Here is a 23,832-nt window from a genome sequence, read left to right on the forward strand (position 1 = left end):
TCTCGCTACAAAGGTTTTATATGTTACTCGTTGATTCCCATTGTCATCTCGATCGCCTGAGCTATGGCCGCAAGCAGACCAATATGGCCGATGTGCTGGCCAAGGCCGCCGAGCAGGACGTGGGATATTTTCTGTGCGTGAGCGTCACCCAGGTGCAGTTCCCGACCATGCTGGAAGCGATCGCCCCTTATCCTCAGGTATTTGCCTCCTGTGGTGTGCACCCTCTCAACCAGGAACCTGGCGTCGATGCCGCCTTGTTGCTGACCCAGGCGGCAGATGAAAGGGTGGTGGCCATCGGCGAGACCGGGCTCGACTACTTCTATTCGCCGGAGAACAAGGAAGTACAGCAGGCCTCCTTCCGCGAGCATATCCGGGTGGCCCGCGCTCTGAACAAACCCCTCATCATCCATACCCGTGATGCCCAGCAGGACACCCTGCAGATCATGCGCGAAGAGGGGGCCGAGCAGGTCGGCGGGGTGTTGCACTGCTTCACCGAGTCGCTCGAGATGGCCGAGGCGGCCATGGCGATGGGTTTTTATATCTCCATCTCCGGCATCGCCACTTTCAAGAATGCGGCAGCTCTGCAGGCGGTGGTCAAGGCGCTGCCGCTGGAGCGGCTGCTGGTTGAAACCGACTCACCTTATCTGGCGCCAGTTCCGCACCGGGGCAGGGAGAACGAGCCGGCCTTTGTGCGCGACGTGGCCCAGTTCATCGCGGATCTGCGGCAAATACCGCTGGCCGAATTGGCGCAAGCGACCAGTCACAACTTCTTTGAGTTGTTCAAGTTGGCAAAGCGATAACAAACAACGCCCCGCTATGCGGGGCGTTTTACTATGACAGTCAGCACTATCATGACCTATCCAAAAACAATCATGGATAGTCGTTATCTCTCACTTGGTGTGGTGGATGCTGATGAGATCAAATCCCCAACCCTGATAAAACGGAGCAGGGATCAGAGGGAGCTTGAGGAATAAATGAGGAGGATAAATGTGTTAAAAGCACACTTCATAGATATCGATAATAATCATTATCGATACTTGATAGATCTGCAAGATCCTGTAAGATCCAACGAAACTCCGCATTAAATCATAGAGTTAAGTGAACTACCCACACATCCAGGCCCAAACGCAACAGGCTTTGCAGAGTGTCTTCGATCCTCAGTTGAACAGCCGGGCCAGACGCTTCCTGCGCAGCGCCAAAGCCGACTCCACCCTCAATGCCTATCAGGCCGATACCCGCATCTTCGTGTTCTGGTGTCAGCTGCATGGGCTCGATCCATTGCAGATCACCCATCATGACATCATGAACTTCCTGGCAGATCAGGCCGATGGCATCCTGGCCGACTGGGTCTGGCTGGACAAAGAAGAGGGGAAGGGGGAACTGCGCAACGGTGAACCCCGCAAGCCGGCCACCTTGGTAAGACGGCTCGCCGGCATTCGTTATGCTTTCAAGCAGAAGGGGATCCATCCCATGCCGACCGAGCACGCGGAAATAAAGGAGCTGATGCGGGGCATAGTGCGGCTCGGTGACAACCGCAAACGCAAAACGGGGGCGCTGACCCTGAAACCGCTGGCCTGTGTGCTCGACGAGATCGACACCGGCAATCTGGCGGGGCTGCGGGATTACACCCTGTTGTTGCTGATGTTCAGCGGCGCCTTGCGACGCTCGGAGGCCGCAAGAATTGAAGTGGATGATCTCGACTTTGTAGGGCAGGGGATCCGTCTTCGGCTCAAACCCAGCAAGCATCAGCTGCATGAAACGGAGATCGCCCTGGTGCCAGGTAAACAATATTGTCCGGTATCGGCTCTGGCGCGCTGGCTCAAACAGAGCAGGATCAGCGAGGGTGCCCTGTTTCGCCGCATGAATCGCTGGGGTCAGCTCATGCAGGAGCCGCTCGGTCCGCAGGGTATCAATCTGATGATCAAGCGGCGTACCGGTCAAGCCATCGACGATCTCCAGGTCAGTGGCCACAGTCTGCGCCGAGGTTTTATCACCTCGGCGGTCACTGCCGGCAAACCGATGAACAAAATCATCGAGGTCACCCGTCACAAGGACATCCGCACCTTGCAGGAGTATTTCGACGATGCCCACAAGTTCTCGGATCACGCCCTGGATGGCTTGCTGTAAGCTAACCGCGTCACTCACATTTTTATGTTAAATGATATCTTGTTGATCCAATGATATATTTGCAGCGCACTGAACTCACCCCCATCAAGAGGGGGAGAGTCAGGCTCCTCACGTTCGTCAGCGAATTGTGAAGACTCGATGAGAGATAACAGGCGATAAGAATCAAAGTTGCAAGGTAATATGAGCCAGGAAATGAAAGTGAGCAGTGCGCAAGACAACGCCGAGCGCCAGCGCCAGCACGTGAAACGCAAACAGGAAACTCACAGCCGATTGCAATGCTGGATCAGCAATCGCCACGCCGAACGGTTGGCCATGCTGGGGTTGCAGCTCGAAGACAGCCAGGCCTCTCTCATCGAGCAGGCCATCGATCTGCTTTATCAACATGAGCTGGAACAGAAGCAAACCGCGCCGCATGTCGAAGTGCCAGAACCGGCAGAGGTGCTCGCGTAAACGCATCGGCGGCATGATGCCTAATTGCTAGATGCGAACGGCGAACATAAAAAAAGCCAGGTACGAATTCCTTGTACCTGGCATAGGGGAATTGGCTCCTTGCAGAGCCGTGCGCTAACTGGTGTTCGGATAGCCTTAAGCTTAGACAAGGCTCAAGGCTTTTCAAGATCCACGTAAAAGTTCAACCGGAGTGTGGGTTTTCCTGCTCCGACGACACTCGTTACACGAACAGATTGTTGTCGCGCACCAGCTCGCGGGGCAGGGCATTCTTGACCCGGCTGCCCACCCATTTCCCCATGCCCAGGGTATGACCCTGATAACGAACGATCACCTCGCCAGTGCCGGCGGCTTGCTCCGGCCACACATCCCGCCCCATCATGAACTCCCGCGCATCAGCAATGCCGAGCTCGACGAATCCCTTGCTCGCGCCGTCGCCATAGGCCAGCGCCCACTCATGGGTCAGCCGATAACCTTTCTTGAAGGTCTCCGCCAGTTTCAGCCCGATGCGATCGAAGCGCAATTTGCCCTGCACCTGTTCGAACAGCTGGGGGAAGAGCCAGATCTCCTCGCTGCGGCCAAACAGATTGCCCTGCGGCACGACCCCGAAGGCGGCTTCAATCTCGCGCAGCATGGGCTCGGACTCTTTGGCCGGCAGCGGCGAGAAGGGGAATTTGCCGAGCTTGCCCGGTTTGAACATGGTGTTGGGTACGGAGTGGTGCTTGCGCAATCTTGCAACGAAAAAGCCTTCACTGTCGAAGATTTGGGGCCAAACGTGCAGGTATCCTTCCGGCGTGCAGGCCTGCTCTGCAGCGGGGAAGAGATCGGCCAGCGAGTCAAAGCTGAACGCATCGCCGAACTTGTCCAGCAGTGACTGACAGACTGCCTGGTTCTCCTGCAGGCTCAAGGTACAGGTGGAGTAGACCAGCACGCCGCCCGGTTTGAGGGCATGAAAGGCACTCTCCAGCAATCCCTGCTGTACCGCGGCAATCTCGTCGATGCTCTCGATGCTCCAGTTGCGCAAGGCGTCTTCATCCTTGCGTACCGTGCCCTCGCCGGAGCAGGGGGCGTCGAGCAGGATGGCATCGAAGGTTTCTGGCAACCACTGGCCGAAGACCTTGGCATCGAAGTGGGTCATGCCCACGTTGGTCACGCCGCAGCGCTGCAGATTGGCACTGAGCACCTTGAGCCGGCTGCTGGAGTACTCGTTGGCAACCAGCATGCCCTGGTTGTTCATCAAGGCCGCGATCTGGGTGGTCTTGGAGCCGGGGGCCGCCGCCGCGTCCAGCAACATGCCGTCGCGCCGGGTCTGCTCGCAGGCAAACAGGGCGGTGACCGGCAGCATGGAGCTCGCCTCCTGAATATAGAAGAGACCGCTCAAATGCTCGGCGGTGTTGCCAAGGGGCACGCTCTCGTCTTCGCGACTGAGCCAGAAGCCGGTGTCGCACCAGGGCACGGGATCGAGCTGCCAACCGAGCGGTTGCATCTGCACCACAAACTCCGCCACCGAGATCTTCAGGGTATTGACCCGAATGCTGCGCCGCAGCGGTCGTCGACAACTGGCCACGAACTCATCCATGGAGAGGTGCGCCGGCATGATGGCCGCGATATGGCGCAAGAAGTGATCGGGAAGATAGGTGTTGTCGTGCACGGTGCAGTCTCGTTGACCGAAAAAGAGGGGCGACATCTTATCACAAGGGTAGGAATATTCTGAAAACACGGCGGGTAAAAACAAGCCCGGCACAGTGCCGCAATGCTGTTCACTTAAGCGGAGCCGCATTGCGATTTACCGGAAAACGGGTCTTTGATATCTTCACCGCCCTGGGTCTCGATGGCCTGGGGCGTTTTTCTATGAACATGACGCCTATGCAGCCCCGCAACTCCGCCAACCTCCGTGGCGTATGGGCTGGCGATAACGCGCCCGCCATCACTGCCATCTGGTTCGCGATGAAATGACAGGCAAACTTAAAGCTCACCTCATTGGGCGCTCGCTGATGGGCTACGGCGGCCTGGCTGGCCTCCCGCCTGACCAGATTGTATCCAAGCAGCAATCCCCACAGCTCCTGATAGACCAAGTCCACTTTCTTGCTTCTCAGCGTGATGGCGTTGTGCTGCATCGCGCTTTTGATATCCCGGTATCCCAGCTCGATTTCCCAGCGCTCGTGGTACAGGGTCGCCACCTGAGCTGCGCTGAATCGCGCCACGGGCAGGGAGGTAAAGACCGTTTTCTCCTTGCCTGCCACCTCATAGGTCACTGCGCGAACTTGCCAGTGTGTCGGCAACGCCGGGTTTTTCTTGCGAGCCTGAGGCGAGACCGTCATTTGCAACAGACGGTCACCGTCGCCATAGCGCTCAAGTTCCGTGTATACCAGCCCCTTGCGTTCCGGGATGAGCCAGTGACGGTCGGTGTCTTCGGCCTGAATACGCAGCAACAGGTCGGCACCGAAGAAGCCTTTATCCAGCAGGGTCACTGACTTGTCCGGCAATGAGTGAATGAACTCGCTGGCCAGGGGGATTTCCCCTTTGCGGTACGGGCTGATGGCCGCGTTGGCAATGACATGCGAGCGGACATTCATGAGCGTGACCAACCGCAGCATCGGGTAGGGTGTCTGCCGGTTGGTTGAGGTGTTACCCGAGCCGAAATGTGCTCTGAGTTCAGGCATATCCTGGGTTCGGAACAGGGCCCCATCGATGGCAAAGACCTGTAAACCGTGCCAATGGTCTTCAGGATAACGTTCCCGCCCCCACACATCGGCGCACTGTTTGAACAGCCACTCGAGCGGCTGTTTGCCGAGTCGCTGACGGGCCTGAGACAGGGCACTGTCCGCGAGCAAGGCATCATTGGCCAACCCTTCTGCACAGATGTTGAGGCGCCGAGCGACCTCGGAGATAGGCTCATTGCGGAAAAAGGCCATCCCCACGACGAGCCACAAGACCATATCAGAAGGTAAGCGGCGTCGGCGGATAGTGGCCTTTTCAGACAAGGCGGCAGCGGCAGTAATCCATTCGTCGGGAATATGGTCGGCAAAAATGGCCAGCCGAGCCAGCATGTCGCCAGATGCCTCAACAACATCGTTCAGATCGTTTGCAATAGACATAAAAAAATCCGGAACCAGTGATTGGTTCCGGATTGTCCTACAGCAGAAGGATCGGTCAATGGATCCTTAACTGATCAGCATTGCGGCACAGTGCCGGGCTTGGGTGAACGTAGGTGAGGGGAGCGATCAGGGCTGGATGCGGGGGCTCCACTCCTGCCACTCTTTCTCGGCCTTGGGATGCAGCGGGTAGCTGTGACCGGCCTTGACGGTCGGCCCCATCTCTTTCTCCGGCGTATTGAAGGCGATGCCGCCGGCGAGCAGGCTCTGCACCGTCTCTACCTCGATGGTGCCACCGGTCAGGCCGATATCTGCCTTGACCCCGGAGACATTCCAGAAGCGGGAGTTGGCCCGCACCAGATGGGCGTACTCCTGCTCCACGTTGACGTCGATCAGCACCTCGCTGCCATCGCGGGCCAGCGCTACCTTGGTCACGCTGCCCACCACCATCTTGCGAAACAGTAATGGGCTGCCGACGCTCAAGCCGTTGACCGACGCGCTCTTGAGGGTAAGCGCCAGGCCGGCCGGGCCGCTTTGGCTGAGGGGAAAGCGCTCCTTGCCTGCGCCCTGACCGGGCTGCGCCTCCACAAAGGCGCCCTTGATCAGGGTATCGAGGTGGGCCACGCCGCCCAGCCCCAGCTTGGCCTGCACCAGGGTGAAGCGGGCACCAGACTGCAGGAAGCGCGCGGCATACTGGCCATCCAGCTCGGCCTTGAAGATCACCTGACCCAGGGTTGGCTCCAGCTCAATCTGTTCAATCTTGCCGATGTCGACCCCGCGGTAGCGGATAGGGCTGCCGACCCCGAGTCCCGGGTTGCTGTCAGCCACCAGGGAGAGGGTCCGTACCTTGGCCTTGGCCTGCTCCTTGCTGTCGAACAGCTGGTGACTGCTGCGGCCCGTGCCGAGCCGATCGAATTCGATGGCGCCGCGCAGCAGGGTGGCGAGATTCCCCACCTTGACCTGCACGCCATCCACCCGCACCCGGGTATCCAGCGCCGGTTTTTTCCAGAATTGCGGCTGCTGCTCCAGCAAGGGGGCATAGACACCGGCGATCTCGAGTTCGATCTCCACCCCCTCCTTGGCGGCGCGCAGCGCGTTGACCTTGCCGGCCTCTAGCCCCAAATAGAGCACGGGGGAGCCGATGCCGATGCCGTCAGCCTGCTCCGCCTTCAAGATCCAGCGACGGGGCTTGGTATCCCGGGTACCGAGCAGGGCCAGTTCCTGGCTGGGATAGAGCCGGTTGAGCCGCTCGCCGGTGGGGGCCTGCACCAGCTTGATGCCGCCACCGATCCAGGCGCTGGCCGGGCTGGTTTCCACCTTGATGCCGCTCAGATCGGCATCGATCTGCAGCGGCGCTGCCCGATAGAAACGGGCACGGTTCAGTAGATGCTGATACTGGCTCTGCACGACCAGGGTCACGCTGGCATTGCCGCCACCATCCAGGGTAAGCTGGCTGATCTGACCCACCTGCAAGCCCTTGTACCAGAGCGGCGCTCCTTCGTTGAGGCCGGCCAGATCGTCGGCCTGCAGCACCAGTTTGATGCCACCCGGTTGCTCTTTACTGCTCAGGGTCATGGCCTTGACCCGCTCACCCGCCACATAGTCGAGGCGAATGGCCGGACCCGCCAGCAGGCGATCCGCATGCTTGATACCACCGGCGTCAAGGGAGACGCTCTCCCATACCAGACGACTGTTGCCGGTGATCCGAAACGCCTGTTCCGGGTTGATCAGTGCAGTCACCACCCGGCCCTTGTCGGTGAGGCGAATGGGGTCGATGCGACCGATCTCGATGCCTTCGAACAGGATGGGCATCCCCTCTTTGATGGGCAGATCCCCCGCCAAAATGTCGATCCGCTCGCCGCGAGCCGCTTCGGCCAACCCTTTGTAGAGGGTAAAGACCTGGCCTTTCTCCGGCTCCGGAGAGTCCTTGGGAGAGTCGAAGGCGATGCCGCCGCTCAGGATGGAGGTGAGGCTGCCGGCCTCCACATTGACCCCGGCCAGGCTGAAGGAGCCCTTGATGCCGCTGATGTTCCAGAAGCGGGTGTCGGCCTTGATGAGGTGCTCAAAACGCGGCTCGATCACCAGATCCAGGATCACGTTCTGGTTCTCTTCGCCAAGGCGGGTGTTGATGACGCTGCCCACCTCGATACCGCGAAAATAGAGCTTGGCGCCGATGCCGACCGAGCCGAGCGAATCGGCGGTCAGGTGCAGCATCCGCCCCTGGGCCTGATAACCGGGGGGAGGGCCGTCCAGCGCGTCGAACTCCTCCTGCAGCGGGTTGTTGTCACGCCCGGGCTGCAGGTTGATGTAGTTGCCGGAGACCAGGGTATCGAGACCGGAGATCTCGGTGAGCGATGCCTTGGGGCTCACCAGCCAGAAATCCGAGCCTTTGCGGATGAGCGGGCGGGCCCGGCTGTCAATCTTGGCCAGCACGGCTATCTTGCGGCCATCCTCGGCCAGCTCCAGCTCCTGCACCACCCCGATGGCGACCCCCTGATAGCGCACCTGGGTCTTGCCCGGCAGGATACCGTTGCCCTGGGCGAAGTTGATGCGGATCAGCTGGCCACTACTGGCAAACTGCTGGTAGATGAAGCCCCCCGCCAGCAACAGGGCGATAAAGGGCAGCAACCAGACGGGTGACAACCAGCGACGCTTCTCAATGACGGGTTCAGCCCCGATCATACCGACTCCTTAATTGGCTGAGATAAACAGCAGTTCAGATAAAGACAAACAGTTTCAGGCATATGTGATAGCCGACCCTAGCGGGCCGCCTTGTCCCACAGCAGGCGCGTATCCAGCATGCGAGCCGACATCATGGTCAGCACCACCACGCCGGCAAAGGCGGTGGCGCCGGGGCCGGCCCGCACGTTGAGCAGCACCCCGCGATCCACCAGGGCCACCATCAGCGAGATGACGAACAAGTCCAGCATGGACCAGCGGCCGATGAAATCGATGATGCGATACATGATGAGCTGGCGTTTGCGCCGCACCGGCTTGGTTCGCTGCAGCTGCCAGCAGATCCAACCCAGCCCCAGGATCTTGCCCACCGGCACTATGATGCTGGCGGTGAGGACGATGGTGGCGATACCCGACATCTTGCTGCGATAGAGCATCATGATACCGCTGAAGATGGTGTCGGACTGCAACAATCCCTTGTTATAGAAATGGGTAATGGGCAGCAGGTTGGCGGGTAGCAGCATGAAGCTGGCCAGCGCCAGCAGCCCCCAGGACCAGGCCAGGGAGTGGGGAATGCGCACCTGCAGCCGACTGTGACAACGAGGGCAGACGCTGCCCGCCTGATAGCGTACCAACAGGCCGCAGGTGTGGCAGCGGCAGAGCCCCAGTTCACGAGCGCTGGTCTGGGACATGGTCCGGCTCCTCCAGTGGCACTCGCTCCCAGTAGGGGGCCGGGTCAAACAGGATCAGCAGGGTCAGGTTGAGCAGCATCAGGATCCCCAGGCTCAACAGTCCGCCGCCGAGGCGCACGTCGGCGATGTCGATCAGCTTGAACAGGGCGACCAGCAGGCTGACGATGTAGACCTCCAGCATGGCCCAGTGACGAAACACCTCCACCGCCTTCAGGGTCGGCGCCAGTATGTGCCAGCGTTTGGCGAGGCCCGAGGCCAGCGCAAAGATCCCGAGCAGCAAGCCCACCGGCGCCAGCACGGCGCACCAGAACACCAGCCCCGCCACCCAGATCTCGTGCTCGAGCAGCAGCACCATGATGCCCTTGAGCAGGTTGGCGTCCGAGTTGACGCCGGCCAGGCGCAGGTAGATCAGCGGTTCGAAGAAGGCGGACGGGAGCAACAGGAAGCCGGTGATGGTCAGCGCCATCAATTGGGAGGGGCGAAATGCATAGCGCCCGTACAGATGCTGGTGACAGCGGGGGCAGTGGGCGTGGCGCCTCAGCGGCAATAACTTGCGTTCGATCAGCAAGTCGCAAGCCGGGCAGACGATCACGGGATTGAGATCCGACATTACGATTCAACCTGTTGAAGGAATTGGTGAAATTTACCCTAAAAGCCGCGTCCTGTCTTGCCTGGCGGGGGCATGCCACGAAAGTATGATTGACGTTAACGTAAACGTGATATTAGATAGTCTCACCAGACAAGTGAAAGGAGTCATGATGTCCAGCCTTACCCCCTCGGCAGGCCTGCGTTTTCGCACCGCCCTCGCCAACGAACGCCCCCTGCAGATCGTCGGCACCATCAATGCCTACATGGCGCTGATGGCGGAGCGCAGCGGCTTTCAGGCCATTTATCTGTCAGGCGCCGGCGTTGCCAACGCCTCCTATGGCCTGCCGGATCTCGGCATGACCTCCCTCAACGACGTACTGATCGACGCCGAGCGCATCACCGCAGCCACCCGTGTGCCACTACTGGTCGACATCGACACCGGCTGGGGCGGGGCATTCAACATCGCTCGCACCGTGCGCGCCTTCGAGCGGGCCGGGGTGGCCGCCGTGCACATGGAAGATCAGGTGGCCCAGAAGCGCTGTGGTCACCGGCCCAACAAGGCGGTGGTCTCGCAGGAAGAGATGTGTGATCGCATCAAGGCGGCGGTGGATGCCCGCGAGAGTGACGAGTTCATCATCATGGCCCGCACCGATGCGCTGGCGGTGGAGGGGATTGGCCCGGCGCTGGAGCGCGCCGCCGCCTATGTGGCCGCCGGGGCCGACATGATCTTCGCCGAGGCAGTGACCGAACTCGGTCAGTATGACCTGTTCAAGCAGGCGGCCGGGGTGCCCATTCTCGCCAACATGACCGAATTTGGCAAAACCGAGCTGTTCGACAAGGAGGCACTCGCCGCCCACGGCGTCGACATGGTGCTCTATCCCTTGAGTGCCAGCCGGGCGGCCAATCAGGCGGCCCTCAACGTCTATCAGCACCTTCGCCAGGATGGCCATCAGCGGGCCGTCGTCGACACCATGCAGACCCGGGAGTCGCTCTACGATTTCCTCGGTTATCACCACTACGAGCAGACGCTGGACCGTCTGTTTACATCCAGGGACTAGGAGGAAAGGCAATGGGACAGCAAAAACCGTTGGGTGGCGCCGGCCTGCGTGGCCAGAGCGCGGGGGAGACCAGCATCTGCACCGTGGGCAAGAGCGGCACCGGGCTCACCTATCGCGGCTATGACATCCAGGAGCTGGCCGACGGCGCCCAGTTCGAAGAAGTCGCCTACCTGCTGCTCAAGGGCGAGCTGCCGGACGAGCAGCAGCTCGAGGATTACAAGCGGACCCTGCGCAGCCTGCGCACCCTGCCTGCCGCCCTGCTGGAAGTGCTCGAGCGCATTCCCGCCGATGCCCACCCCATGGATGTACTGCGCACCGGCTGCTCCATGCTTGGCGATCTGGAGCCGGAAGATGGCTTCGAGCACGAGCATGAAGTGGCGGATCGGCTGCTGGCCGCCTTCCCGGGCATTCTCCTCTACTGGTACAAGTTCAGCCACGACGGGGTACGCATCGCCCTTGACACCGACGAGGAGTGCATCGGCGGCCACTTCCTGGCGCTGCTGCACCAGAAGGCGCCGAGCGAACTGGAGCGCCGGGTGATGCACGTCTCCCTCATTCTCTACGCCGAGCATGAGTTCAACGCCTCCACCTTCGCGGCGCGGGTCTGCGCTTCGACGCTATCTGACATGTTCTCCTGCGTCACCGCGGCCATCGGCACCCTGCGCGGCCCGCTGCACGGCGGCGCCAACGAGGCGGCCATGGCGATGATCGAACCCTGGCAGGATGAGGCCCAGGCGCGGCGCGAGCTGCTGGCCAAGCTGGCGGCCAAGGAGAAGATCATGGGCTTTGGCCACGCCGTCTATCGCACCTCGGATCCGCGCAACGTCATCATCAAAAACTGGTCGGCCAAGCTGGCCGAGGCAGTGGGCGATAGCAGGCTCTACCGCGTCTCCTGCGAGGCAGAGAAGGTGATGTGGGAGGAGAAAGAACTCTTCCCCAACGCCGACTTCTTCCACGCCAGCGCCTATCACTACATGGGGATCCCGACCAAGCTGTTCACCCCCATCTTCGTCTGTTCGCGGGTCACCGGCTGGTGCGCCCACGTGATGGAGCAGCGCGAACACAACCGGATCATCCGCCCGAGCGCCGATTATGTCGGCCCGGCGCCCCGTCATTTCGTCTCGCTGCAGCAGCGATAAACATGGGCGGCCCTGTCACTCCCTTGCCTCACCCGACCCCGGCAGCACCGGGGTCGATACGCGCAGGCGGGCGGGCAGGGCGCCGTTTCATCACCCTGTTTCATTCACAACAACGATAAGGAAGTCACGATGTCCGCCAACGTCGACGTCAACCACAGACCAGACCCCGATCAGGTGCTGGTCGATATTGCCGATTACGTCTGCAATCACCCCATCACCAGCCAGGCAGCCCTCGATACCGCCCGTTACTGCCTGATGGATACCCTGGGCTGCGGCCTGCTGGCCCTGCGTTTTCCCGAGTGCACCAAGCACCTCGGTCCCATCGTGCCGGGCACCGTCGTGCCCTTCGGCGCCCGGGTACCCGGCACCCAGCTCTGCCTCGACCCCGTCAAGGCGGCCTGGGATATCGGTGCCATCATCCGCTGGCTCGATTACAACGACACCTGGCTGGCCGCCGAGTGGGGTCACCCCTCCGACAACCTGGGTGGCATCCTCGCCACCGCCGACTGGCTCTCCCGTACCCGGGTGGCCGAAGGCAAGGCGCCGCTCACCATGAGCGATGTGCTGACGGCCATGGTGAAGGCCCATGAGATCCAGGGGGTGCTGGCGCTCGAGAACTCCTTCAACCGGGTCGGTCTCGATCACGTGGTGCTGGTGAAGGTTGCCAGTACCGCCGTGGTGACCCACATGCTCGGCGGCAGCCGCGATCAGGTGATCGATGCGGTCTCCCAGGCCTGGGTCGATGGCCAGAGCCTGCGTACCTACCGTCATGCACCCAATGCAGGGTCGCGCAAGAGCTGGGCGGCGGGGGATGCCACCTCTCGGGCGGTGCGCCTCGCCCTTATCACCATGAGCGGCGAGATGGGCTATCCCGGCGCTCTGACTGCCCCCAAGTGGGGCTTCTACGACGTGCTGTTCAAGGGCAACCAGTTCGCCCTGCATCAGGGCTACGCCAGCTATGTGATGGAAAACGTGCTGTTCAAGATCTCCTATCCTGCCGAGTTCCACGCCCAGACCGCGGTGGAGTGCGCCATGAAGCTGCATGAGCAGGTGAAGGGACGCCTCGACGAGATCGACCGCATCGAGCTCACCACCCATGAGTCGGCCATTCGCATCATCAGCAAGGTCGGCGCCCTCAACAACCCGGCCGACCGGGATCACTGCCTGCAGTACATGGTGGCGGCGCCGCTCATCTTCGGTCGCCTGATCGCCGAGGATTACGAGGACGCCGTGGCCGCCGATCCCCGCATCGATGGGCTGCGAGCCAAGATGGTGGTGCAGGAGGACAAACGCTACAGCCGCGAATATCTGGAAGCGGACAAGCGATCCATTGCCAACGCCATCCAGGTCTTCTTCAAGGACGGCACCCACACGCCGAAGGTGGAGGTGGAGTACCCGGTCGGTCATCGTCGCCGCCGCGAAGAGGGGATCCCGCTGCTGGTGGAGAAGTTTCGCCACAACCTGGCCACCCGCTTCCCGGCCAAACGGGCCGAGGCGATCCTGGCCCTCTGCCAGGATGGCAAGCAACTGGCCGCCACCCCGGTGCACGCCTTTATGGACCTGCTGGTGATCTGACCGCTTGTCTATCGGCATACTGTTATAAATGAAAAGCGGGCCACTCGGCCCGCTTTGTCATGTCTGCCCGCATGGCTCCCAGGGTCAATCCAGCACAGTCTCGTCGCCCGCCAGCAGCGCCTGCATGATGGCCGTCTCGCGGCTGGCGATGGTCTCGAGAAACTCGTTGGCTCGTCCCATGTGGTGACAGACCCGGTAACCCCGTTCGACAAAGGTAAACAGCTCGCCCAGTCCCGCCAGATGGGCCGGCCCCGATACCAGCTTCAAGGTTGCCCCGAGCAGCGGCTTTCTGGCCAGCCGATCCAGGGTCATCCCCAGTTCGGTGACCAGTTGCAACTGATGACGGCGGCGCGCTTCCTCACCGACCTCCTGATAGGCGAGGGCATAGGACTTGGCATTCAGCCGCGCCATGCGGCCACTGCGACGCAGCGCCACCACCATCAGGTAGTCGAGCTCCTCGGAGAGGGCATCGAGTTCAATTGCCTGCGCCAGCACCTTGAGACCGGATTCCGGCAACAGTCGCTCGGCGGTCGGCATCACCCGCATCACGTCCGCATCCCGGCGGGCACAATCTCCCGGCCCATAGAGGTCAGTCAGGAAGAACTGCGCGGCCGGCCCGTAGCGCTTGCTCTCCAGCAGATCGCGGTGGGTACGCCCCAGCCGATCGGCCTGCCATTGGCGCAATGCGTCCCTGTCTTGCTGATCCTGCGGATGGGTGCGCATCTGCTCGCGCAGCGCGGCCACCCGGTTGAGCTGGCGATAGAGTCGCGCCAGGGTACTCTCTTCATCCGGTTGCGGGTCATCGAATGGTTGTTGCTGTTGGGTCATTTGCGGCTCTCTTGACCTGTTTCCAATGGCCTGTCACGGATAGACATGACGACAGGCGGCGCCTTGCCGACGCTCGTCACGTGTTGCCGGTCCAGTGTAACGCGGCGGCAGCCCAGGCGGAATCGATGGAGCTTTTACTCAACAGGCTTTGTTAAGTGAGTCCCAAAAATGTTGCAAATGGCTTTCACTTGTTTGATTCATGTGTTTAATATCAATAAATGTTGTCATCGCTCAGAGAGTTAGCATGTTTCTATACGATCCCCTTGCCGGCAGCAGCCTGTCGACCATCCAGGTCAGCCGCCAACACCCGCTGGGCCTCGCCGGCGCCAGACTGGCCGCCGAAGCCATCGCCCAGGACATGAGCGAGGAGTACGAACTCGACTGCGAGTGGGAAGACGAGGAGGAGACCCGCTTGCTGTTTCGTGGCGCCGGGGTCAACGGCTCTTTGTTCCTCACCGACGATACCCTGTCGCTGGAGGTGCGCCTCGGCCTGATGCTGTTGCCGGTGCGCAGCGTGCTGGAGCAGGAGATCCTCGAATACGTCGATCAGCGCCTGCCTTGCCCAACCCGGCGCTGATGAGGCCAATAAATACTGATCCAGCGCAAGAAATAGTCATGAAATAACCGATTCCACTATCGTGACCCGGCCTGATATTTATTATTAAAAGGGCCAAGCACACTTTGTTTGCTTTATTTTAAGAGGCATGAAAATTGCCTCCATTTTTGTCATGAAACATCATCCTGAATTAATCGCCGTGCAGTTTCACCAACATATAAGTGCTATTTGTTCATTCACTCCTGATCAAGCCAATTCATGAAACGGCAGGAGACAAATAACGCGAAACGATAGGGATAATACATGTCTGTGTGTGAACTCATCTCCTGTGTCGATACCGCCTGGCTGCGGATGGACCGGCCCAACAACTTGATGCAGATCGTCGGCGTGCTGATGTTCGACGGTCAGCTGGATGAAGCCATCTTGCGGGAGAGCCTGCTGCACACAGTTCGGGTACAGCCGCGCTTCGGGCAGAAGGCCTGCCTGGAAGGGGGCGAATACTACTGGCGCACCGATCCCGACTTCGACCTCGACCTGCACCTCAAGCGGGTGATCCTGCCAGGCAAGGCCGGCAAAGCCGAGCTGGAGCGGCTGGTGGCCGATTTTGCCTCCACCCCGCTCAACCACCAGCGCCCGCTGTGGGAGATGCACCTGGTGGATACCTCTCTGGGCGGCCAGGCGCTGGTGGTGCGTTTTCACCACGCCATGGGGGACGGCTTCTCTCTGGTGCGGGCCATGCTGACCATGATGGACGAGAGCCCGGTGGCGCCCCCCAGACCCCAACCCGAGCCGGTGGCCAATGACGACGGCGACGAGGAGCACGATCAGCAGGGCAGTCGCCTGCTGCGGGCCGGCCTCAAGCTGACCGGCACCCTCTGGTCCAAGTACGTCGAGGTGCTGACCCATCCCACCAAGGCGATGGACTACCTCAAGACCAGCCGGGACGTGACCGCCGAGCTTTATACCATCGCCACCCTCTCCGATGATGCCAATACCCGGCTCAAGGGGGAGACCGGCAGTACCAAGCGGGTAGCCTGGTCAGAACAAATCCCGCTGCCGGACGTGAAGGCGGTAGGGCGAGTGCTCGGCTGCTCGGTCAACGATCTGCTGATCGCCGCCACCGCCGGTGCGTTTCGCCACTACCTGCTGGAGCAGGGCGACCAGACCGACATCGACATCCGGGCGCTGGTGCCGGTCAACATGCGCGCCCCGGACGACAAGGGGGCGCTGGGCAATCGCTTCGGGCTGGTGGCTCTGGATCTGCCCCTCAACATCGAGCACCCGCTGCAGCGGCTCTATGTGGTGCGGGATCGGATGCAGGCGCTCAAGTCTTCCCTGCAGCCGGCGGTGGTGCTCAACTTGCTGGAAGTGATGGGCATGGCCCCCAAGGCGGTACAGCAGCAGGCCATCGACATCCTCTCGGCCAAGGCCAGCGCGGTCATCACCAACGTACCGGGCCCGCAGCAGACCCTCTATCTGGCCGGCGCCCGCCTGCGTCAGCCGCTGTTCTGGGTGCCCCAGGCCGGCGACATCGCGGTCGGCGTCTCCATTCTCTCCTATGACAACAAGGTGCAGCTCGGCCTCATCACCGACAAGAAGCGGGTGCCGGACCCGGATCTCATCGTCGAGCGCTTCGCCGTGGAGTTTGAGCAGTTACTGCTGCTGGTGTTGATGGAGCCGGACCTGCTCTATGATCCCGACATGCTGGATCAGTTGCTGCACGGCTGACCGTGCCACTCCTGCAAGAGAAGGAGCCGGCAAGAAAGGAAGCCTGCAAGAAAAAAAGTGAAAAAGAAAAGAGGCCAACCCGGGGGTTGGCCTCTTTCATTGCAGCAATGGCTGCCTTACTCGTCCGCCAGCTCCTCACGGGCGGCTTCCACGTCGAGCCGCTCCATGGCATCCAGCGGCTCGCACGCGGCGGCCTCGCCGTAGAGCGCCTCGGCGGCCGCCATCTTGCTCTTGCCGTGCATCATCACCATGGCGTTGGCGTACTCCATGCGGGCGATGGCGGAGTGGGGGATGATGGCCAGCGCCGCCTTGAAGTGACGCTCGGACTCATCCTTCTTGGCGCCGTAGGTGATACCACCGATCATGGCGCCCAGCTTGTCGATGATCTCCGCATGCCAGGCACCGAAGGCGATATGAGCCTCTGCGTGGTCAGGTTCAAGGGTCAGCGCCTGCTCCAGGCTGCTCTTGATCTTGTCACCGATGCCGATGGAGAGCGCCTTGGAGACCGAGATCACCTGGCTGTAACGACCCAGCGCCAGGGCGTGGAAGTACCAGGCGTTGACGTTGCCAGGCTGGCGCTTTTGCAGCTTCTCGGCGTTGCTGGCGGCCAGCTCGAACGCTTCGCGCTTGGCATACTTGTCATCCAGCAGGTAGCTGGCGTGGATCACCAGCGCCTTGTTCGCCACGTTGAGGCCCTCCTCGCCGGCGCCCAGCCCCAGAGTGACGGCGCGGGCGAAATCACCGGCGTGATAAGCGCGCCAGGCTTCCTGCACTTGTTCATCTTCGGGCCAGGGTTCGGCATCCCCCTGGTGTAGCCGCTCCCAATGCTGCGCAAGGCGCTCCCCGGCATAGTCATAGGCCGCATCCGGCCAGGGGAAGGGGGTGAAATCGGACAATTTGGGCTGTGAAGTGGTCATATGATTCTCCCTGTTAAAAACACAATCAAATACACGATGCTGTCAGCTCGCCGTGGTGGCGGGCTGATAATGGGTGGCGATGGCATCCAGATCGGCGCGGGCATCGGCTCGCAGCCGGGGGGCCACCAGCTGCATCACCTGAAACACCCCGAGCGCGATGTCGGCATCGGCCCGCGGATGCAGCGCCCGCTGGTAGGAGATCCAGAAGGTCCCGACCAGCGCGATGTTGGCGGCCAGCGCCGTCACCTGCGTCTCATCGCCTTGCAGCAGGCCGCTGCGCCAGAGGCTGTGACAGATGGCGGCAGCGGTCTGCTCCTTGCGCCGCAGCAGGGCCGAGAAGCGCAGCTCCACCTTGTGGTTGCCGCTCATCAGGGTGCTGATGTCGTAATAGAAAAAACGGTACTTCCAGATGAGTTCGAACATCAGGTGCAAGAAGAACCAGATGTCTTCCGCCTCGTTCAGCGGCGGCGTAATGGTATCGAGCAGGTGGGCCATCTCCTGTTCAAACTCGCCGAACAGGGCGTTGACGATCTCCTCCTTGTTGTGAAAGTGGTAATAGAGGTTGCCCTGACTCATCTCCAGCTCGGCCGCGATGGCGGAGGTGGTGACGGTCGGCTCGCCCAGCAGGTTGAACTGGGCGAGGGCGGTGGCCAGGATGCGATCCCGCGTACGCCGCTTGGGTTTGCAGTCCATGCTACTCCTTCGATTGCCGGCGACCCTTGCCGCCATAGCGGCGAGTCAGCCAGTGCTGCAGCTGGGTCAAAGAGGCATCCAGCGCTGCCACCGAGCCGGTGCCCGGGGTCAGCAGGGAACGCTGTTCATCGGCCAGCGCGCCCAGATCCAGTTCCAACCCATGTCTGGCGAGGATGGGGCCAAGCTCGTCCCGTCGCTGCCACAGATCCTGGCGGGTATGCTGGAAGGCGTGCTCGCACAGATGGCGCCGATCCCGGTAACTGAACACATTGGTAAAGAACATCTCGCCGTCGGCCGAGGAGGGTTCGAACAGCAGGGCATCCGCCTCGGGATACTGGTGCTTGTAGCGATCCATCCCCACGTGCATGCGCGAATGGATGATGGCGCGAAACGTCTGGGCCAGCACCACCGGCAGACCGCGGTCCACCAGCTTGGCGGGGTGTTCGCAGGCCAGTCCCGCATCAAAGGGCACCAGCGGGTTGATGCAAAACACCAGATCGGCCCCCTCCTGCAGCGCCACCGAGGCGTGCAGCGTCTTGATCAGCGCACCGTCCACGTAGTAGCGGCCATCGATGAGCGAGGGCGGGAACAGACCGGGCAGGGCGGCCGAGGCCTGTACCGCGGCGGAGATGGGCACCTGGTCCAGCCCAGGGCTGCCGAAGGCCACCGCGCGGCCGGTATCGAGCTCGGTGGCGATGACGAACAGCCGGCTGGCAAGCTCACGAAAGTCGTTGCTGCGACCGGGGCGGGAGAAAAACTGGGTGAGGATCCGATCCACCCCGCGGCTGTCGAACATGCCGGTCGGGATCGCTCTGGACAACCCCTGCAACGAGCCGAGCAGGCTCTTGTTCCAGGGAGAGGAGAGATAGTCGGCCAGACAGGTCAGCACCAGCGGCGGCAGCGAGGTGAGCCGGTCAAAATATTCCCCGAAGGCGGGACGCAGCAGGGTGGAGGGGTCGAAGAACTCGCCGGTGTCATCGCTTAACAGGATCCGCACCAGCTTGTCCGGCGAGATGCCGTTGGCCAGCGCCGAGGCGATCACCGCCCCCGAGCTCACCCCCACATAGATATCGGCCTGCTCGAAACGCAGCCCCTTGATGCTGTCGGCCAGGGCGGCGCAGGCTCCGATCTCGTAGATCCCCCCCAGAGGTCCCCCTCCGGCGAGGGCAACCGCAATCGTGCTCATGATTTGCCTCCCTTCTCATGCAAAACCGGCCCAGCAGAGGGCATGGGCCGGTGGATCATTACGCAATCAGAACAAGCCGGTCAGTGGATCAGAAGAGCGTGGTTTCACTCTTCTCCTTGACCTCTTTGGCCACGCTCTCCACTTCCGTTGCCAGTGCTTTCACCTCTTCCTTCACCTTGGCGATGGGGGCGGCGGCTTTCTTGACCGGCGGCTTTTTGGCTGCCACCGGCTTCTTGGCAGCGGCGGCGGCAGGCTTGGCCTCGTCAGCCGGAGCAACGTCATCCAGATCCTGGGCATCGATCAGCTGCTGTACCACCTCGGTCAGCTCGGCCATGCGCTTGGAGAGCTTGTCGATGTCCTTGCGGGTCGGGATGCCGAGGCTGGCGACGGCGCGGGCCACGCGATCCTCGAACACCTGCTCCAGACGTCCCCAGGTACCGGCAGTCTTGTCGGTCATGGCAGCGATCTTCTCGTCTGCGCTCTGGCGGGTACGGGTTTGCAGGGCTTCCCCTTCCTGCACCAGGGCTTCGAAGATTTTACCGCCTTCTTCCTGGGCTTTGGCATAGGCACCCAGACCCGCCAACCAGATCTGCTGGGTGGACTCCTTGATGGTGGAGGTGAGTTGGTTGTCGGTCACCGAACTTGCCAGTGCTTTCAATTTTTTGGCCATGACAATCTCCTTGCTCGTGATATAGATGATGGTAATGACAACAACCTTGATATATTCGTTGTGGCATTACTTGGCTTTCATCCTCAGTCTATGGAGAAAAAATAGAGGGTTCTACCTAATAACGGAACAAGCAACCCTGGTAATTTTGGTCTGGGTCACGAAGAATGATATTCGAATGAATATTTTGCGTTAAAGCGTGATATATCTAACAGCAACTAACAGCCCAATCAGTAAGGGATATAAATACCATGGACTATTTCATCACGGGGGGCAGCGGCTTTATCGGTCGCCGGCTGATTAAAAAAGTGCTGCAGCGCCCGAATAGCCGGGTGCATTTCTTGATGCGTGCCGCCCATCTCGATCGGGTACCCGATCTGCTGGCCTACTGGGGGGTTGAGGCGGATCGCGCCATCCCCGTGGTCGGCGACATGACCCACCCGCTGCTCGGAGTGGGCAGTGCCGAGCTGGAGCCTCTCATCGGCAAAGTCGACCACTTCCTGCATCTCGCCGCCATCTACGATCTCAACGCCAAGGCGGGCATTCAGCAGCAGGTCAATGCCGAAGGCACCCGTCAGGCCCTGCAACTGGCCGAGCGGCTCCAGGCCCGCTGTTTCCATCACTGCAGCTCCATCGCGGTGGCCGGTCTGTTCGACGGCCTGTTTCGGGAAGACATGTTCGATGAGGCCGAACACCTCGACATGCCCTATTTCCAGACCAAGCACGAGGCCGAAGGAATCGTGCGCAAGGAGAGCACGCTGCCCTGGCGCATCTACCGACCGGGTATCGTGGTCGGTGATGCCAACACCGGCGAGATGGACAAGGTGGACGGCCCCTATTACTTCTTCAAGACCATCCAGAAGCTGCGCCGCATGCTGCCGCCCTGGATGCCCGCCATCGGAGTCGAAGGGGGACGCATCAACCTGGTGCCGGTCAACTTCGTGGTGGATGCCATCGATCACATCGCCCATCTGGAAGGAGAGGACAACAAGGCGTTCCACCTGACCGATTCCCACCCCATGCGGGTCGGCGACATGCTGAGCACCTTCTCCCGCGCCGCCCATGCCCCCGAGCCTGCCATTCGCATCAATGCGGCCCTGTTCAGCTTCATTCCCCGCCATCTGATGACCATGCTGATGGCGCTGACGCCGGTGCGGCGCATTCGAGATGCGGCGATTGCCGATCTGGGGCTGCCCAAGGACATCTTCCGGCTCATCAACTATCCCACCCGCTTCGACAACCGCGAAACCCAGCGGGTACTGAAGGGGACCGGCATCGAAGTGCCGCCGCTGCACAGCTATGCCTGGCGGCTGTGGGACTATTGGGAGCGTCACCTCGACCCTGAGCTGTTCATCGATCGTACCCTGCGCGGCCGGGTCGAGGGCAAGGTGGTGCTGATCACCGGTGCCACCTCCGGCATCGGCAAGGCCACGGCGAGAAAACTGGCCGAGGCGGGGGCCAAGGTACTGACCATCGCCCGTGACGAGCACAAGATTGCCGAGACTCAGGCCGAGTTTGCCGAGCTGGGATTGACTCTGCAGGTCTATCAGGGGGATCTGGCCGATCTCGCCCAAGGGGAGGCAATCACCCGCCAGATCGTGGCCGAGCACGGCGGGGTGGACATCCTCATCAACAATGCCGGTCGCTCCATCCGCCGCGCCATTGAGGACTCCTTTGATCGCTTCCACGATCTGGAGCGCACCATGCAGCTCAACTACTTCGGCACCCTCAAGGTGATCATGGGGCTGCTGCCCACCATGATCGAGAAGAAGAAGGGCCACATCATCAACATCTCCTCCATCGGGGTGTTGACCAATGCGCCGCGCTTCTCCGCCTACGTCGCCTCGAAATCGGCGCTCGATGCCTGGGTGCGCACCGCCTCCTCCGAGTTTGCCGACAAGGGGGTCAACTTCTCCATCATCAACATGCCGCTGGTGAAGACCCCCATGGTGGCGCCCACCAAGGTGTATGAGCAGGTGCCCATGATGACGCCGGAAGAGGCCGCCGATCTGGTGTGCGACACCATCATCAACAAGCACGTGCGACTGGCCACCCGGCTCGGGGTATTCGGCCAGGTCATCCATGCCCTGGCGCCGCGAGTGGCCCAGGTGATCATGAACACCAGCTTCCGCACCTTCTCCGACCCCAAGGAGGGCAACGAGTCCAAGGCCTCGGCAGATCAGATGGCTGTCTCCACCCTGATCAAGGGGATCCACTTCTAGGGGGGTGACAACGAACTGAGGTAGCAAAAACGGAAAGGGCCTGCGCAATCAGGCCCTTTTCATTTGCGGCTGCGGGCGGGAGAGCAGGGTCAACAATAAGGCCGTGGTACGGCGGGAGTAGAGCAAGGAGAGGTGGCCGAGGGCGGCAAGCTCCACATCCTCCATACCATCCAGCCGTTGGCGGGACTGGGGCAGCACGAAGTTGTCGTGGCTGGTGCGCACCGAGACCCCGGGCACGCAGAGCGGTACGGCGGCGAAGCGCTGCAACCAGCCGGAGCCGGGCTCCATCTCGCGGGCATTGTCGCCCAGTCCCAGGGTCGCCAGCTGGCTGCCCTGATGGGGAGTGGCCAGAGTGATGAGCTGGGCCACCTTGTCCCCGCCCGCCACCGCCAGATAGTCGCGGCACACCAGGCCACCCATGCTGTGGCCGATCAGCACCAGCTGCGACGCACCGGTGGCAGCCAACACCTCATCGATGCGATTGGCCAAGAGCGGCACCATGTCGTCGAGATGGCCGAAGGGAGGGGTCAGGGTGACGGTCGCCACCGTGTGGCCGGCAGCCTTCAGTCTGGCTCGTTGCACCCGCCAGATGCCGCGACTGCAACCATAACCGTGGATCAGCAGCAGGGGCAGGGGGGAGGGAGTCAGCTTGTCTGGCGCCATCAGCCAGCGCTCGAACGGCAGCAACCAGGTGAAGGTCAGCAGGTAGGCGGCTATCTCTCGTCCCACCATGGGCAACCATGCTCGCCAACCGATGGCAGGCACCGGGTAGAAGCGGGAAAAGCCCCAGGTCAGCAGCACCACCAGGGTGCGCAGCCCCAACAGGGCCACCACCACGAACAGGAGGGAGAGCTGTAGCGAGAGGCCAATGACCAGATGGGCGATGCCTCCAAGGAGCGTCACCTCAACCAGCAGCAGGATCAGGAGTTGCTTTGTGATCGTCATGACCCAATCATCCGACCAGTTTGGCATGGAAGTCAAATGACCCTTTCATCAATGTGATGGCAGACGCGCAATCATTAGCCGGCGCGCCAATAAAACACTTCTGCATGGGGTTATTTGCAATACTGTATATCCATACATATACTTGTGATCACTATCAGAAGGAGGACGCCGCTATGGCCGTTGAGATCAAATATGTTGTGGTGCGTGGGGGAGTGGAGAAGATGACCTTTACCAGCAAGAAAGAGGCCGATGCCTATGACAAGCTGCTGGACACTGCCGATGAGTTGATGCATTTGCTGGCAGGCGCGCCCGTTCGCCTTGAACCGGAGCAGCAAGAGAGTCTGGCCTTCTACCTGGCCGAGCAGCGCGATCTGCTGCAAAACGTGCTGCGCGGGGCCAAGGGGCAGGGGAGCGGCAAGTCGGAGCCGCAGGAAGAACAGAGCGAGGCGGGCAAGCCAAAAGACAAATCCCTCAAGCGTGTAGCGTGAGGACGACACGGGGGAGGCTGCCCATCACAGTATGGAAACAGCCTCAGTTTATGCATTGATGAGAATTTTAAAGCATTTATATGGATATTTACCCCGAGAATTTTCCAACTAAGGTGCATATCCATTGAATAAACACACTATGCAGCATCAGCTGTTGATGGCGATGCTGTTCGCTGTACAGCATCGACGTTCCATTCCCGCGTGA

General features: G+C 61.1%; 21 protein-coding genes. 10 read left to right on the forward strand and 11 right to left on the reverse strand.

The features are described from left to right. Positions 1-20 precede the first annotated feature (20 nt). The 3 genes from ACPW75_RS08495 (at position 21) to ACPW75_RS08505 (ending at position 2,577) form a co-directional block, all read left to right on the forward strand. Positions 21-800 carry a TatD family hydrolase gene (locus tag ACPW75_RS08495; RefSeq protein ID WP_077097005.1) on the forward strand — a complete coding sequence of 260 codons (780 nt, stop codon included), beginning with the start codon at positions 21-23 and terminating at the stop codon, positions 798-800. A 385-nt stretch (positions 801-1,185) separates the two neighbouring features. Then, positions 1,186-2,127, forward strand: coding sequence for a site-specific integrase (locus ACPW75_RS08500; RefSeq protein WP_289710413.1), 942 nt, complete (start codon positions 1,186-1,188; stop codon positions 2,125-2,127). A gap of 180 nt (positions 2,128-2,307) precedes the next feature. Next, complete coding sequence (locus tag ACPW75_RS08505; RefSeq protein WP_077097002.1) at positions 2,308-2,577, forward strand: RepB family protein; 270 nt, start codon at positions 2,308-2,310, stop codon at positions 2,575-2,577. Positions 2,578-2,797: 220 nt separating this feature from the next. Here the strand turns inward: ACPW75_RS08505 and rsmF are convergent, their stop codons facing one another. The 5 genes from rsmF to ACPW75_RS08530 form a co-directional block, all read right to left on the reverse strand. Further along, the gene (gene rsmF / locus ACPW75_RS08510; protein WP_043162715.1) at positions 2,798-4,225 is read right to left on the reverse strand and encodes a 16S rRNA (cytosine(1407)-C(5))-methyltransferase RsmF; all 1,428 of its coding nucleotides are present in this window, start codon (positions 4,223-4,225) and stop codon (positions 2,798-2,800) included. A 109-nt stretch (positions 4,226-4,334) separates the two neighbouring features. Beyond that, on the reverse strand, positions 4,335-5,672 hold the full coding sequence (locus tag ACPW75_RS08515) for an IS4-like element ISAeme15 family transposase (RefSeq protein ID WP_024945976.1): 1,338 nt from the start codon (positions 5,670-5,672) through the stop codon (positions 4,335-4,337). A 126-nt stretch (positions 5,673-5,798) separates the two neighbouring features. Continuing rightward, positions 5,799-8,351, reverse strand: a complete 2,553-nt coding sequence (locus ACPW75_RS08520; RefSeq protein ID WP_190284300.1) for an MlaD family protein — start codon at positions 8,349-8,351, stop codon at positions 5,799-5,801. A gap of 77 nt (positions 8,352-8,428) precedes the next feature. Then, positions 8,429-9,037 carry a paraquat-inducible protein A gene (locus ACPW75_RS08525; RefSeq protein ID WP_016350707.1) on the reverse strand — a complete coding sequence of 203 codons (609 nt, stop codon included), beginning with the start codon at positions 9,035-9,037 and terminating at the stop codon, positions 8,429-8,431. Beyond that, entirely contained in the window at positions 9,015-9,647 is a 633-nt protein-coding gene (locus tag ACPW75_RS08530) for a paraquat-inducible protein A (protein ID WP_039215808.1), read from the reverse strand. Before ACPW75_RS08530 ends, ACPW75_RS08525 begins: the two co-directional genes overlap by 23 nt. Positions 9,648-9,795: 148 nt before the next feature. Here ACPW75_RS08530 and prpB point away from each other — a divergent pair, with 148 nt between their 5' ends. The 3 genes from prpB (at position 9,796) to ACPW75_RS08545 (ending at position 13,397) form a co-directional block, all read left to right on the forward strand. Then, positions 9,796-10,683 carry a methylisocitrate lyase gene (gene prpB, locus ACPW75_RS08535; RefSeq protein ID WP_077097749.1) on the forward strand — a complete coding sequence of 296 codons (888 nt, stop codon included), beginning with the start codon at positions 9,796-9,798 and terminating at the stop codon, positions 10,681-10,683. Between the two features lie 11 nt (positions 10,684-10,694). Further along, positions 10,695-11,822: a bifunctional 2-methylcitrate synthase/citrate synthase gene (prpC, locus tag ACPW75_RS08540; RefSeq protein ID WP_043162712.1), complete on the forward strand. Its 1,128-nt coding sequence runs from the start codon at positions 10,695-10,697 to the stop codon at positions 11,820-11,822. A 129-nt stretch (positions 11,823-11,951) separates the two neighbouring features. Continuing rightward, a complete protein-coding gene (locus tag ACPW75_RS08545; RefSeq protein WP_190284299.1) occupies positions 11,952-13,397 on the forward strand; it encodes a bifunctional 2-methylcitrate dehydratase/aconitate hydratase in 1,446 nt (481 codons plus the stop codon). A gap of 84 nt (positions 13,398-13,481) precedes the next feature. Here ACPW75_RS08545 and ACPW75_RS08550 read toward each other — a convergent pair whose 3' ends face one another. Beyond that, entirely contained in the window at positions 13,482-14,225 is a 744-nt protein-coding gene (locus ACPW75_RS08550; RefSeq protein WP_077097752.1) for an FFLEELY motif protein, read from the reverse strand. 199 nt (positions 14,226-14,424) lie between these two features. On the opposite strand from ACPW75_RS08550, the gene ACPW75_RS08555 reads away from it, so the two are divergent. Both ACPW75_RS08555 and ACPW75_RS08560 read left to right on the forward strand, forming a co-directional pair. After that, positions 14,425-14,802 (forward strand): polyhydroxyalkanoic acid system family protein, encoded by a 378-nt coding sequence (locus ACPW75_RS08555; RefSeq protein WP_029303024.1) that lies wholly within the window; start codon positions 14,425-14,427, stop codon positions 14,800-14,802. A gap of 282 nt (positions 14,803-15,084) precedes the next feature. Continuing rightward, a complete protein-coding gene (locus ACPW75_RS08560) occupies positions 15,085-16,509 on the forward strand; it encodes a wax ester/triacylglycerol synthase family O-acyltransferase (RefSeq protein ID WP_077097754.1) in 1,425 nt (474 codons plus the stop codon). 116 nt (positions 16,510-16,625) lie between these two features. Here ACPW75_RS08560 and ACPW75_RS08565 read toward each other — a convergent pair whose 3' ends face one another. The 4 genes from ACPW75_RS08565 to ACPW75_RS08580 all read right to left on the reverse strand — a co-directional run bounded on the left by ACPW75_RS08565 (position 16,626) and on the right by ACPW75_RS08580 (position 19,975). Further along, positions 16,626-17,426, reverse strand: a complete 801-nt coding sequence (locus ACPW75_RS08565; protein ID WP_077097756.1) for a hypothetical protein — start codon at positions 17,424-17,426, stop codon at positions 16,626-16,628. A 42-nt stretch (positions 17,427-17,468) separates the two neighbouring features. Further along, positions 17,469-18,119: a TetR/AcrR family transcriptional regulator gene (locus ACPW75_RS08570; RefSeq protein WP_016350698.1), complete on the reverse strand. Its 651-nt coding sequence runs from the start codon at positions 18,117-18,119 to the stop codon at positions 17,469-17,471. Between the two features lies 1 nt (position 18,120). Next, positions 18,121-19,305 carry a patatin-like phospholipase family protein gene (locus ACPW75_RS08575; RefSeq protein WP_077097758.1) on the reverse strand — a complete coding sequence of 395 codons (1,185 nt, stop codon included), beginning with the start codon at positions 19,303-19,305 and terminating at the stop codon, positions 18,121-18,123. An 88-nt stretch (positions 19,306-19,393) separates the two neighbouring features. Next, positions 19,394-19,975 (reverse strand): phasin family protein, encoded by a 582-nt coding sequence (locus ACPW75_RS08580; protein WP_024945221.1) that lies wholly within the window; start codon positions 19,973-19,975, stop codon positions 19,394-19,396. Between the two features lie 248 nt (positions 19,976-20,223). On the opposite strand from ACPW75_RS08580, the gene ACPW75_RS08585 reads away from it, so the two are divergent. Continuing rightward, positions 20,224-22,194, forward strand: a complete 1,971-nt coding sequence (locus ACPW75_RS08585) for an SDR family oxidoreductase (protein WP_077097760.1) — start codon at positions 20,224-20,226, stop codon at positions 22,192-22,194. 48 nt (positions 22,195-22,242) lie between these two features. Here the strand turns inward: ACPW75_RS08585 and ACPW75_RS08590 are convergent, their stop codons facing one another. Continuing rightward, entirely contained in the window at positions 22,243-23,139 is an 897-nt protein-coding gene (locus ACPW75_RS08590; RefSeq protein ID WP_179101511.1) for an esterase/lipase family protein, read from the reverse strand. A 173-nt stretch (positions 23,140-23,312) separates the two neighbouring features. On the opposite strand from ACPW75_RS08590, the gene ACPW75_RS08595 reads away from it, so the two are divergent. Then, a complete protein-coding gene (locus tag ACPW75_RS08595; protein WP_077097764.1) occupies positions 23,313-23,627 on the forward strand; it encodes a YebG family protein in 315 nt (104 codons plus the stop codon). Positions 23,628-23,832: the final 205 nt, after the last annotated feature.

The organism is Aeromonas sp. FL131 (assembly GCF_049860615.1).
Lineage (GTDB): Bacteria > Pseudomonadota > Gammaproteobacteria > Enterobacterales > Aeromonadaceae > Aeromonas > Aeromonas hydrophila.